Source organism: Microbulbifer sp. YPW16 (assembly GCF_021290385.1).
Lineage (GTDB): Bacteria > Pseudomonadota > Gammaproteobacteria > Pseudomonadales > Cellvibrionaceae > Microbulbifer > Microbulbifer zhoushanensis.
In genome coordinates this window covers 2,152,997-2,165,658 of the sequence record NZ_CP089928.1, presented here as the reverse complement: position 1 = coordinate 2,165,658, position 12,662 = coordinate 2,152,997, and the positions used below count along the sequence as shown (strand labels likewise).

Here is a 12,662-nt window from a genome sequence, read left to right as displayed (position 1 = left end):
CCGCCGGTCCGGATGATTTCGGCGACAAGCTATGCTTACAGGGTGTTACACGCCCCCAGCTGGAATGGAACTGGAACCAAGGGATCCCGGCTTCACCATGTTCAGACGTACAAAAATTGTCGCGACACTCGGCCCGGCTACCGACAAGGCCGACGTGCTCGCACACCTGATCAGCGCCGGTGTGGATACCGTGCGTCTCAACTTTTCCCACGGCCAGGACAGCGACCACCGCCGCCGCGCCGATGAGGTCCGCGCCGAAGCAGCACGGCAGGGGCGGCATGTGGCGGTACTCGGGGACCTGCAGGGTCCGAAGATCCGGGTGGGGCGATTCAGTGAAGGCCGGGCTCACCTGGAAAAGGGCACTGCCTTCACCCTGGATCCACAATGGCAGTCCGGGGGCGGTAATGGCACTGGCGTATCGGTGGACTACCGGGAGCTGGCCGCCGACTGCGCCCCGGGCGATATCCTGTTACTGGACGACGGGCGCCTGCGCCTTGCGGTAGAAACCGTGGTCGACAATGTGGTGCACACCCGGGTCGAGGTGGGTGGCTGGTTGTCGAACAACAAGGGCATCAACAAGCTCGGTGGCGGGCTTACCGCGCCGGCACTGACCACCAAGGATCGCCGCGATATCGAGCTGGCGGCCCAGCTGGAGGTCGATTACCTGGCGGTGTCCTTTCCCCGCGATGCCGATGATATCCAGCAGGCGCGGCAGCTGCTGCGCACCGCCGGCGGGCAGGCGCATATCGTCGCCAAGATCGAGCGCGCCGAAGCGGTAGCGGACGAGGAAAACCTGGATCGGCTGATCCTGGCCAGTGATGCAGTCATGGTGGCCCGGGGCGACCTTGCAGTTGAGATTGGCGACGCCGAACTGATGGGGGTGCAGAAATACCTGATCAAGCGCGCCCGCTACCTGAACCGGGTGGTAATCACTGCCACCCAGATGATGGAATCGATGATCTCCAGCCCGGTGCCCACCCGTGCCGAAGTGTGCGACGTGGCCAATGCGGTGCTGGACGGCACTGATGCTGTAATGCTGTCGGCGGAAACCGCGGCGGGGGATTACCCGGTGGATACCGTCGAGCATATGGCCGAGGTGATCCTGGGGGCCGAAAAGCACCGGGTCCTGCGCCGGCCGCCCCGGGTCATGCAGGATAATTATCCCGCCGGCGACGAGTGCATCGCCATGGCGGCGATGACCATCGCCAACCACTGCCGGGATATCAAGGCCATTATCTGCCAGACCGAAACCGGCAACACTGCCCTGCTGATGTCGCGTGTGCGCGCGGATATTCCCATCTTTGCCTTCTGCCGGCACCAGTCTTCCTGTAACCGGGTGGCACTTTACCGGGGGGTGGATCCGGTACACATGCAGGTCGAGGGGTTGGATGCGATGGCCCGGGATGAACAGGCAATCCGCCACCTCAAGCTGCGAGGGTTCCTGAAGCCCGGGGATTTTGCACTGGTCTCCCGCGGTTACCACCAGGACGTCGGTGGCAGTACCGATACATTGCGTATTATGCAGGTGGAGTAATACCGATGCCCGGGCGGCTTTCATTACCCGAGGGGGAAATCGTATAGTTAAGGCTGTACCGGGCAATAGCAGAAACTGGCGCAGCAATGCTGAACAGAAATATCGTGCGGGCCGGCGTGCTCGCCACTTTCGCAGTAACAATTGCAATATCAGGCGGGTGCGCTTCCCCCGGTGCACCGGTAGCGAAGCCCACCGGGCATACTTCACTCTCCTGCCAGGGAGACCCGGCGGTAGGTGTAATCGCCAGCGATGCCTCCCACAGGCGCCTGGCTGCGGCCTTCTTCCGTGAGGGCAGTCGCTTCCAGTTACGTAACCTGTATACCGAGGAAACGCAGGTGCTTTTCGATGGCAAGCCGATCTTCGAGCAGTGTTCCGGTATTGCCAGGACCATCGACAGCGAAGCGCGGGCCCGCGAGATCCTCAGGCTTGCCGGCACCGGGCACTGGCAAAAGCTGGTGGGCACCAGGGTATTTGCCTGTCGCAATGATCGCGCCGGCTGGTTTTTCTTCCTGAAAGAGCCGGGCGGTTTTATCGGCTACGCGGGCAAGCGCCAGTTGCCGGTATTCCTGGTCGGTATGCAATGCGAGCCGGACCAGTAGCCTGGAGTGCCTGCGCCGGCGCGACCGGTTTACGAGCGCACGCAACGCACCAGCGTTTTGGTTTCCAGCTCCTGTTCCACACAGTGAAATTTCTGGCCGTTCAGGCTCAGTGCTCTGGGGGATCCCTCGGGCGCGGTCGTGCTGGCACAACCGGCAACTCCTGTCGCCAAGGCCACTGCTAGCAGAATACAACCTAATTTCTGCACCGCAGATACCTCGTGTTTTCGGGTTTTCAGTCGGAAAAACAATGCATCTCCTGACAGCCTAGGGGAACCAGGTGTCAATGTGAGGCTTGCGGCGCCAATTTGTGCAAAGCCACGCCGATCACATCAGCCGGGTCTTTCGTCAAACCTGTAGGGGCGGACCCCGTGTCCGCCCTTTTCCTGCACAGCCCGCGATCCCGTGGCCAACCCACTGCAGGTGATATTTTCCCAGTAGCCGGCCGGGCGGACGCAAGGTCCGCCCCTGCTAGGAAATCGTACGTAATCACCCGGAAGGCAGGATATCGGTAAGCGTCGGTGCCAGGATGGACGGGAGGTACAGAAACAAAAAAGCCGCGCTCCGAAAGGAGCGCGGCAAGTCGTATGCTCAAGGAGCGTGGGGAGCAATCCGGCTCCCCCGAGAGAAAAGTTCCTGTGAGAAGAAAGGTTAGAAGTTGTAGCTGCCGGTCAGGGCGATGGTGCGCGGGGCACCGTAGAACCCGGTATCGAATGGCCCGCCGAAGGCGTAACCGGCGATGCGGTATTCCTCATCGGCCAGGTTTTTGCCCACCAGGCCCAGCTGCCAGCTGCTGTCCGGGCTGTAGTAGGTGGCTGTCATGTCCACCAGGGTATAGGCCTCCTGGTCCAGCAGGCTGGGTGTTTCGAAAATCTGCGTATCGGCACGGTAGGAGATGGTCGGGTTGATGACCAGTTCCGCACCGCTCTGGAAGGGCAGGGAATAGTTCAGCTGGAACATCGCGGTGGTATCCGGGGTGTTCTGCAGGTCGCGCTGATCGGATACGTCCACGCCGCCGGTGATGAATTCCAGGAATTCAGTATCAGCGTAACCCAGGGCCAGGTTGGCCATGAGGTTGTCAGTCATGGCGAGCGTTGCTTCCAGTTCAAGGCCCTGGATCCGGGCCTCACCGGCGTTCAGCACGGCACTGGCAAAGCCACCACCCTCGACGAACTGCTGAACAGTTACCTGCATATCTTTGTAGTCAGCGCGGAATGCGGCGGCGTTCAGGCGCAGGCGATTGTCGAAGAGATCCGATTTCACACCGAATTCATAGGTATCGACGGTCTCCGGGTCAAAGCCGTCAACAGTTGACGGCAGCTGGCTGGCATCGCCACGCATGTCGAAACCGCCACTCTTGAAGCCAGCGCTATAGGTCGCGTAGACCATGGTGTCGTCGTCGATCTGGTGGTCGATGCCGATATGCGGGGTGAACTCACCCCAGCTGTCACTGTTTTCATAGTCGGTCAGGGCGCCAAGGAAGATCGCCGGGTCGCCGCCGGGTTTGTACTTGTTGGCGAACAGCGGGCTGTAGGTGCCGGCAAAGTTGCCCTTGAATACTTCTGCATCTTTCTCGTCGCGGGTGTAGCGACCGCCGAGGCTCAGGTTCCAGTCGGCAGCAAAGCTCCAGTTGTAGTGGGCGTAGGCCGACAGGCTGGTGGTATCAACGGAACCGGCAACCTGTTGGGTCAGGCCTACCGGAAGAATCGGGTTGGCGGGGTCCGGGTTGAGGTTCAGGTAACCCAGTACTGCGTCAAAGGCACCGGCGGCGGTACCGGTGTAGTAGTAAATGCCGGTTACCAGGTCGGAGTTGGTACCGGTCCAGTTCAGCTGGAATTCCTGCGAGGTCTGGTCGTCCTCGTAGTAGGCCGGCACATCGAAGTCCGGGCGATTGACACTGTCGAAGTCGATGGCGGTCTCGGTCTCACCCTGGCGGTAGGCAGTGGTGGACTTGAGGGTGACACTGTCAGAGACGTCCCACTCGGCGGTAACAGAAGCACCGCTGGTTTCCACCAGGTTGTCGTACAGCATGTTGGACTGGGTGTCGTAGACGCTATCGAGCACCGGCTCGCCAGCCAGGCCCGGGGCAAAGCGATGGCCGTGCTTGGGTGCGGATTTGTCTGTGGTCTGGTCTGCGGCAATACGCACCCAGAGGTCGTCCGACGGGTTGAGTTCCAGGGCTGCCCGGGCACTGACCACGTCTTTGTTGTACTGCTCGTCCCCGGTGATGACGTTCTCGCCATAGCCGTCGCGCTGGAAGCTGGCGATGGCGCCGCCCAGGTAGACGCCGTCGGCGATGGCGGTGGAGCCGGCCACTTTCAGGTCGGTCTGGCTGTAGCTGCCCAGGGCGCCGCTGACACGGAGGGTCGGGTCACCGGTCATCTTCTTGGTGACGTATTTGACCGCACCACCGATGGTGTTCTTGCCGTACAGGGTACCCTGCGGGCCGCGCAGGACTTCCACGCGCTCAACGTCGAGGATGTCCAGTACAGCGCCCTGTGGGCGAGCCAGGTAAACGTCATCCACGTAGATACCAACACCCGGCTCGAAGCCCCACAGCGGATCCTGCTGGCCGATGCCGCGGATATAGGCAGTCAGGGTAGAGTTGGTGCCGCGGCTGGCCTGCAGGGTGGTGTTCGGGGACAGCTTCTGGATATCGGTCAGGTCGCTGACGCCGTTCTGCATCAGCACGTCTTCGCTGATCGCGGTCACGGCCACCGGAACTTCCTGCAGGGACTGCTCACGCTTCTGCGCGGTCACGGTGACTTCCTCCAGCGCCGGCTGTTGGGCGTAGCTGAAGGTGGCGCCGCAGGCCAGCATTACGCCGGCGGCCAGGGGGTGGAATTTTATTGCTCTCATCGTGGCACTCTCCATTCACCAATTTATGGTTTTTATCGATGGTTCCACTGTATCCGCTCATGGCCCACTTGCCTGTTAGACCAAGGTATGACGCGGTTACAGCTGCGGGTGGAGGACAACTGTCACTGGCTGGGGTAAGGTTTGACGAAACCGGCGGGAATACCCCGCGGTCGCAACTGCCCGCCCAGCGCGGGCAGTTAAAAAGAATAAACAAAAACGATTAGGTGTGCGCGTTTGTTTAGCCTGACCACACTGGCAGCCGTGGCCCTGGCCTACCTGCTGCTCCTGTTTGCCATTGCCTTCTGGGGTGACCGCCTGCCGGCGGCGCGTATCCGCCCGTTCAAGCCACTGATGCTCGCCCTGGCCGGTACCTACACCAGTGCCTGGATGTTCTTCGGTACCCCGGCGCAGGCGGTGGAGGAAGGCTGGCTGGTGCCGCCCACATTTGTCGGTGCCACCCTGATGCTGGTTTTCGGCGCGCCGCTGCTGGCCCGGTTTGTCAGGCTGTCCAAGCAGCAGGGCTCAACCTCCATTGCCGACTTTATCAGCGCGCAGTTCGGCGGTTCGGCCTGGCTCGCGGCGGCGGTCGCAGTGCTCGCCCTCGTGGCCATTCTGCCCTACCTGGCCCTGCAGTTACGTGCCGTTGCGGACAGTTTCCTGTTCCTTGGGGACAGCGGGGAGCTCAATTCCTCCGTGGTGACCGGGCTGGTCAGTGTCACCCTCGGCGCCTTCGCCCTGCTGTTCGGCACCCGCCATATCAACAGCAGCGAGCACCGCAATGGCATGTTGCTGGCGGTGGCCTTCGAGGCACTGGTGAAGATCGGCGCGATCGCGGCGGTGGCCTGGTTCGTGCTGGGTGGTGCCTACGACGGTGCGGCGGACCTGGTGCGCGAGGCGCTGACCAGTGAGCGCGCGGCGCGCCTGGAGAGCCAGCGGCCCGCGGACACCGGCTTCCTGGCGGTGGTGGTGCTGGGGATGGCCGCCATGTTCTGCCTGCCGCGGCAGTTCCATATCCTGATGATCGAGAGTGACAGCGAGCGGGATATCGGCCCGGTGCGCAAGCTGATCCCCCTCTACCTGGGGATCCTGTCCGCCGCCATCCTGGTGGTGGGTTACGGTGGCCTGTTGTGGCTGCCGGACAGCCAGGCCAACCCGGAGCGCTTCGTGCTCGGCATTCCCCTGCAGAGCGGCTCGCCGGCGCTGGCCCTCTTCGCATTTGTGGGCGGGCTCTCGGCCGGTTCCAGCATGGTGATCATCGCCACCATCGCCCTGTCCACCATGATTGCCAATACGCTGGTGGTGCCTTTCTGGCTGCAGCGCCTGCGGGCTCAGGCGGGCGCTGCCGGCCAGGGCGCACTGGGCTCCGACCTGCGGCGGGTGCGGCGGGTCATCATTGCGGTGATCATGCTGGCCGCCTTTGGTTTCAACGAGATCATGGACGCCGGCGTGCGGCTGGGTACCTTTGGCCTGCTGTCCCTGGCGCTGGTGGCCCAGCTGGCACCCTCGATGCTGGCGGCCGTGTGCTGGCCGGGGCACTGGCCGCGCCTGCGCGCCGGCGGCGTGGTGGCCGGCCTCGCAGTTGGTGCCGCCGTCTGGTCCCTGTCGGCGCTGCCGGCGGCCCTGGGCGGGAATGACCTGGTATCCGCGGCGCTGGGACTGGCCTGGAACCCGCTGTCGATTGCCGCCCTGTTCGGCCTGGGCCTGAATATGCTGGTGCTGCTGCTGGTGTCGGTGCTGCTGGACCGCTGGCGACCGCTGCATCGCGGCGGCGCCGAGGTGCCGGTGGACCGGGAGCGGCTGCGGGCCCTGCTGGCGCGGTTTGTCGGTGACGATGCCGCCGCCCGCACCTTCAGCGGTATTGAAACCGGTGCGCCGGGTGCGGCCGGTCCCGGGATAACCGAGCCCACCGCAGACGTCTATCGGGAAACGGTGGAGAAGATCCTGGCCGGGATCGTCGGCTCCACCAGTGCCCGGCGCCTGGTGCGCCAGCCGCTGGGCAGCGAGGATGGCGCGCAGACACTGGAGCAGGCCTCGGCCATCTACCAGTTTGGCCGCGGCCTGCTGCAGAGCAGCATCGACAATATCGACCAGGGCATCTCGGTGGTGGATGCCAACCTCAACCTGGTGGCCTGGAACCGGCGCTATGTGGAGCTGTTCCGCTATCCGCAGGAAATGATCTATGTGGGCCAGCCGGTGGCCGAACTGGTGCGCTACAACGCCAGTCGCGGCGAGTGCGGGCCGGGGGCGGTGGAGATGCATGTACAGAAGCGCGTCGACCACCTGCGTGCGGGCACGGCCTACCGTGTACAGCGGCACCGCACTGATGGCACGGTACTGGAGATCCGCGGCAATCCGTTACCGGGCGGCGGGTTTGTAACCACTTACACCGACGTTTCCGATTACCAGAATGCGCTGGCGGAACTCACCGAGGTGCGGGATTCCCTGGAGCAGAAGGTGACGGCGCGCACCGCCGAGCTGGAGCAGCTCAACAGCGAGCTGCACGCCGCCAGTGCCGGCAAGACCCGGTTCCTGGCAGCGGCCAGCCACGACCTGGTGCAGCCGCTCAATGCCGGCCGCCTGTTCCTCGATGCCCTCTCCGCGCGCCAGCTGGACCAGGACAGCCGTCGCCTGTTGACCCGGGCCGACAGCGCCCTGGCCGCGGCGGAACAGCTGATCACCGATATGCTGCAGATTGCGCGTATGGACGCCGGGGACATTCACCCGAAGATCCAGCCGGTGCCGCTGGACCGGATTCTCGACGACGCGGTGGCCCAGGCGCGCCTGGCCGCCGAGGCTCGCGGTATCCAGCTGCGCTATCGCCCCAGCGATGCCTGGGTACATACCGATGAGAAAATGCTGCGGCGGGTGGTGCAGAACCTGCTCGACAACGCGGTGAAGTACACCCGTGAGGGTGGCGTGCTGCTGGCGGTGCGCCGCCGCGGCAGCGGCGTCTCGCTGGAAGTGTGGGATACCGGCAGTGGTATCGAGGCCTCGCAGCAGCGGGATATTTTCCGCGAGTTCTGTCGTCTCGGTGGCGTCGAGCGCGAGCATGGCTATGGCCTGGGCCTGGCCACGGTGGAGCGGCTGTGCCGGTTGCTGGAATCGCCCATCAGCCTGTCCTCCGCCCCCGGGCATGGCAGCGTTTTCCGGGTGCTGTTGCCCCAGGCGCAACCGGTCACCGGTGGCCAGGTGATCCCGGCTGCGGCGCGCCCCGCGGGTCGCAGCCTCAACCTGGATGTGCTGTGCGTGGACAATGAACCCGCCATCCTCGAGGCGATGCAGGCGCTGCTGGGCGGCTGGGGTTGCCAGCTGCGCTGCGCCCTGGGCCGCGAAGAGGCGCTGGCCATGGCGCAACCGGACCTGTTGCTGATGGACTTCCACCTGGACGACGAATGCGACGGGATCGCCCTGGCGCGGGAGCTGATGGAGTACTGGGGCACCACCGTGCCCTGCGTGATCATTTCCGCGGAAAATACCGATACCGTGAAGGCCAGTGCCCAGCAGCGCGGCTGGCAGTTCCTGCAGAAACCCCTGCGCCCGGCAGCATTGCGGGCCCTGTTGCAGGCGCGCCAGCGCGACCTGGCGGGGGCGGTCGGCGAGGGCCCTGCGACCAAGGTCGTATAGCGGCGGGCAGGTGTCACGCGCAGTCTATCCGGAAGAACCCTGTAGGAGCGGCCCATGGCCGCGATTTTCCGGATGGCATGTCCGCAGCCAGATCGCGGCCATGGGCCGCTCCTACGGCAATCCCCTGTTATCTGCCGGGGGCGATGATGACAACAACGAGGTACCGAAAATAATGAAAAAATACCTGCTGGAAATTCTGATGTTCAGCGCCTATGCGCTGTTCGCCGCATCCTGGGTCTCCGGCGCGATGCTGACGCCGCAGATCCAGGCCTCATTCGGTGAGGAGGGCTTTGCCAACGCCACCTGGGGCAGCCTGATGATCACCATCGCCAAGATCGTGGGCAACCTGGCGGCGGCCATGGTGTTGGTGCGGCTGGGTGCCAAGCGCGCTTTCACGCTGGCCATGTTGCTGATTGCTGCCGGTGGCATCGGCGCTTTCGCCGGTGACTACAGCAGCTGGTTGCTGTCGCGGTTGGCGCTGGGCCTGGGTGGTGCGCTGGCCATTGTCTATTTCAACCCGGTGGTACTGCATTATTTTGCCGCCGAGGAACGCCCGCTGGTCAACGGGATCAACGCGGCCGCTTTCAATACCGGCAACCTGCTTGCGCTGTTGTCCACGGGTGCGTTGACCACCTGGCTGGGGAGCTGGGAGTCGGTGGTGGGCCTGTACGGCATCATGGTGGTGGCACTGGCCCTGCTGTGGTGGCTGGCGGCAGAGAACTTTTCCCTTGATGGCAACCGCCCCGGCGATGCGCCGGTGGAAAAATATGGCCTGCGCGAGGGGGTACGGGAGGGATTCAACTGGTGGCTGCCGCTGGCTTATTGCGGCGTGCTGACCTGCTACATCGCGGTCTTCTCGCTGTTTCCCCTGATTGACGGCTTTGCCGTGGCCAGCAGCCACCTGTCGGCAGTGATGATCGCCGCCGGTATGGTGGGCACGGTGGCCGGTATTATCGTCACCAAACGCTACCCGTTGCGCCTGCCGGTGCTGCGTTACGCGGGGCTGGCGCTGGTGATCTTCGCCGCCCTGATGCTGGCCAGTCGCAACCCGGTGATTGCCTATGCCGCGGCGGCGCTGGCAGGGTACTTTATGTTCCTGCCCATGACCGCGCTGGTGACGCTGCCGCAGGAACTGCCGGGCATGACGCCGGGGCGTATCACCGTCACTTTCGCCATGTTCTGGTCTATCTCTTACCTGATCGCGACCCTGCTGATTTACGCCGCGGGATTACTGGCGGACATGAGTGGCGAGCCAGCGCTGGCGGCCTACTTTGCCGTGGCCTGCTCCGCATCCCTGTTCGTATTCTCGTTCCTGTTGCCGGAGTCCGGCCGCGGGGTTAGCGAAGAAAAAACAGAAGCCGTGAATGAGGAGGGTGGTGAGGAAAATGCGACAGCTTGATGCAAAACTGGAGGAGTGGCTGCAGGGCTTCAATGCCCAGCTGGAACAGCTGAAGGCCGCGGGCTTCGAGCCCACGCCCATCACTGCCCGCGAGGGGCTGGCCAACCTGACCCGTGGCTTCGTCGAGGCGGGCCCGGATATGGCCGTGTGCGAAACCGTGGTGCCGGGCAAGCATTACAATGTGCCGGTGCGGATCTACCAGCCGGAAACAATGTCCCCCGGGCCGGCAATCATCTTCAGCCACGGCGGTGGCCATATGGCCGGCAGTGTGACCGTGTACGATCCCATCTGCCGCCGCATAGCAGCTGCCTGCGAGCGTACGGTGATCTCTGTCGATTACCGGCTGGCCCCTGAAAACCCCTTCCCGGCCGGTGTGGAAGACCTGCTGACCGTAGTGCGCGGTGCCGGCCCGGCACTGGACCGGAAGGGCATCGTTCACAATGGCCACTGGATCCTGGTGGGCGATTCCGGCGGCGGCGCCATGACCGCCAGCGCCTGCCGCCTGCTACAGCACGAGCGCCACAATGTGGCCGGCCAGGTGCTTATTTACCCGAGCCTGGACTACACCATGCAGCTGCCCTCCATTGTGGAGAATGGCAGCGGTTACCTGCTGGAAAAGGAAAAGATCGGCTGGTATTTCGACAATTATTTCCAGGGGGCGGAGAACCGCAGCCAGTGCTCCCCCCTTTATGGCGAGTTCACCGCCAACCTGCCGCCTAGCCTGGTTGTCACCGCGGAGTTCTGCCCCTTGCGGGATGAGGGGATTGCCTACGTAAAACGGCTCAACGATGCCGGCGTGGAGGCACAGTGCCTGCATTTCGATAACATGATCCACGCCTTCCTGAATATGGAGGCCCTGGTGCCGGATGCCTGTGCGCGCTTCTACCGCCATACGGCGGAGTTTGTGCACGGGCTGTCATAGCCCAAACCCAGGCGTGCCCGGTCGCGGCCAGCGGCCGCTCCTACGGAGTGAGCTGTAAATCCAATGCGAATAAACCGTAGGGGCGAACCTTGTGTTCGCCCGGGTCCTGTGGCCGTGCACTGTGGCCGGGCGGACACGAGGTCCGCCCCTACAGGGAAAACGGGCGTAACTTGATTTCTCTTGCCTGCCGGCGTCGAGAGCAGGTTCCCTACAGCTGGGTCAGCCCCTGCGCCTCGCGGATCAGTTGTTTGCGGTCGCGCAGCTCCAGCTTGCGCAGGATGGCGGTGACGTGGCTTTTGACGGTGGGCTCGGTAATGTCGAGCTCGTAGGCAATTTGCTTGTTCAGCTGGCCCTGGGCAATCATGTGAAAGATACGCAGCTGCTGGGGGGTCAGCAGCGCCAGCCGCTGGCCCAGGCCGTCCTGGCAGGGCTCGGCCAGCACCTCCTCATCGAACCACTGCTCTCCTTCAAGCACCGCGGCGATACAGCGGGCAATTTCCTCCGGTCGGGCTGTCTTTGACAGGAAACCGCTGGCGCCCAGGCTGGCCGCCTGCTGGATCACCGTGTTTTTGTCACTGCCGGAAACCACCACCACCGGGATCGCGGGGAAATCGTGGCGCACCTGGGCCAGGCCGTTGAAACCCTCGCTGCCGGGCATATTGAGGTCCAGCAGCAGCAGGTCGACATCGTGGGAGTTGAGCTGGGCCAGGGTCGAATCCAGGTCCTCGCTCTGCAGCAGCGCGGAGGACTGGAATTGCCGCGTCAGGGTTGCGGCGAGCGCGTCGCGATAGAGGGGATGGTCATCGGCAATCAGCAGTTGGTAACTCACAGGGCACCCTGATTTAACTTTATTGTGCGGGTGCCGGAAATACTACTGCGCGGTCCAGCCCCCGTCCACTGGCAGGGAGGCGCCGGTAATGGTTTCGGCGAACTCTCCGCAGAGGTAAACCACCAGCTCGCCAATCGCCTCCGGGCGTGTGGTGCGGGGCATGGGTTGCTTGGCGCCCACCAGTTGCGCCCGCGCCCGGTCCAGGTCGATCCCCTCTTCCCGGGCGATAGCCTCGATCTGGGGCTGGATCAGCGGCGTCTCCACCCAGCCGGGGCAGACCGCATTGGCGGTAACACCGCAATCGGCATTCTCCAGCGCCATCACCTTGGTCAGGCCGATCAGTCCGTGTTTGGCGGCGCAGTACGCTGCCTTCTCCGCCGAGGCCACCAGGCCATGCACGGAGGAAATATTGACTACCCGGCCCCAGCCAGCGGCCCGCATATCGGGCAACACTTCCCGGGCGAGGTAGAAGGCGGCACTGAGGTTTACAGAAATGATTTTTTGCCAGGCATCACTGGGAAATTCATGGCTGGCGGCGGTGTGCTGGATACCGGCATTGTTCACCAGCACGCCGGGATTGCCCAGGGCCTCGCGGGTGTCTGCTGCCAGCTCCTGGCAACCACTCTCCGAGGCAATATCCGCGTTGCTGAAACCGCTGTCGATAGCGTACGTCTCGCTGAATTCCCGCTGCAGCCTTTCCCCCTCTGCACGATCCACCAGGCCGTGCAGCATGATGGGGTGGCCGCTTCGGGCCAGGCTGTGGGCAATGGACAGGCCGATACCACTGGTGGAACCGGTAATCAGGGCTGGTTTCTTATTATTCCGCTGCACAGAAAACTCCCGCGGCTATGCCGTCGCCCTGGCCCTACCGAGCAATCTCAGGCCACAGGCGGACTGTT

8 protein-coding genes are annotated in these 12,662 nt (G+C 63.7%); 5 read left to right on the top strand and 3 right to left on the bottom strand.

The window, feature by feature from the left end; translation table 11 throughout:
- The first annotated feature begins 97 nt into the window (after positions 1 to 97).
- Positions 98 to 1,534: a pyruvate kinase gene (gene pyk, locus LVE68_RS09120; protein ID WP_232939902.1), complete on the top strand. Its 1,437-nt coding sequence runs from the start codon at positions 98 to 100 to the stop codon at positions 1,532 to 1,534.
- Positions 1,535 to 1,620: 86 nt separating this feature from the next.
- The gene (locus LVE68_RS09115; protein ID WP_232939900.1) at positions 1,621 to 2,133 is read left to right on the top strand and encodes a hypothetical protein; all 513 of its coding nucleotides are present in this window, start codon (positions 1,621 to 1,623) and stop codon (positions 2,131 to 2,133) included.
- Between the two features lie 648 nt (positions 2,134 to 2,781).
- Here LVE68_RS09115 and LVE68_RS09110 read toward each other — a convergent pair.
- The gene (locus LVE68_RS09110) at positions 2,782 to 4,989 is read right to left on the bottom strand and encodes a TonB-dependent receptor (RefSeq protein WP_232939899.1); all 2,208 of its coding nucleotides are present in this window, start codon (positions 4,987 to 4,989) and stop codon (positions 2,782 to 2,784) included.
- A gap of 234 nt (positions 4,990 to 5,223) precedes the next feature.
- Between LVE68_RS09110 and LVE68_RS09105 the strand changes: the two genes are divergently transcribed.
- The 3 genes from LVE68_RS09105 to LVE68_RS09095 all read left to right on the top strand — a co-directional run bounded on the left by LVE68_RS09105 (position 5,224) and on the right by LVE68_RS09095 (position 10,934).
- Positions 5,224 to 8,613: a hybrid sensor histidine kinase/response regulator gene (locus tag LVE68_RS09105; RefSeq protein ID WP_232939898.1), complete on the top strand. Its 3,390-nt coding sequence runs from the start codon at positions 5,224 to 5,226 to the stop codon at positions 8,611 to 8,613.
- Between the two features lie 100 nt (positions 8,614 to 8,713).
- A complete protein-coding gene (locus LVE68_RS09100) occupies positions 8,714 to 10,012 on the top strand; it encodes an MFS transporter (protein WP_232939897.1) in 1,299 nt (432 codons plus the stop codon).
- Entirely contained in the window at positions 9,999 to 10,934 is a 936-nt protein-coding gene (locus tag LVE68_RS09095; protein WP_232939896.1) for an alpha/beta hydrolase, read from the top strand. The genes LVE68_RS09100 and LVE68_RS09095 overlap by 14 nt, the downstream gene beginning before the upstream one ends.
- A 208-nt stretch (positions 10,935 to 11,142) precedes the next feature.
- Here LVE68_RS09095 and LVE68_RS09090 read toward each other — a convergent pair whose 3' ends face one another.
- Positions 11,143 to 11,763 carry a response regulator gene (locus tag LVE68_RS09090; protein ID WP_232939895.1) on the bottom strand — a complete coding sequence of 207 codons (621 nt, stop codon included), beginning with the start codon at positions 11,761 to 11,763 and terminating at the stop codon, positions 11,143 to 11,145.
- A 42-nt stretch (positions 11,764 to 11,805) separates the two neighbouring features.
- Positions 11,806 to 12,594, bottom strand: a complete 789-nt coding sequence (locus tag LVE68_RS09085; RefSeq protein ID WP_232939894.1) for a 3-hydroxybutyrate dehydrogenase — start codon at positions 12,592 to 12,594, stop codon at positions 11,806 to 11,808.
- Between the last annotated feature and the right edge of the window lie 68 nt (positions 12,595 to 12,662).

What these genes read in the sequence shown, in the direction of transcription:
- pyk (WP_232939902.1), top strand. Translation starts at nt 98, where the DNA reads ATGTTCAGACGTACAAAAATTGTCGCGACACTCGGCCCGGCTACCGAC.
- LVE68_RS09115 (WP_232939900.1), top strand. Translation starts at nt 1,621, where the DNA reads ATGCTGAACAGAAATATCGTGCGGGCCGGCGTGCTCGCCACTTTCGCA.
- LVE68_RS09110 (WP_232939899.1), bottom strand. Translation starts at nt 4,989, where the DNA reads ATGAGAGCAATAAAATTCCACCCCCTGGCCGCCGGCGTAATGCTGGCC.
- LVE68_RS09100 (WP_232939897.1), top strand. Translation starts at nt 8,714, where the DNA reads ATGGGCCGCTCCTACGGCAATCCCCTGTTATCTGCCGGGGGCGATGAT.
- LVE68_RS09095 (WP_232939896.1), top strand. Translation starts at nt 9,999, where the DNA reads ATGCGACAGCTTGATGCAAAACTGGAGGAGTGGCTGCAGGGCTTCAAT.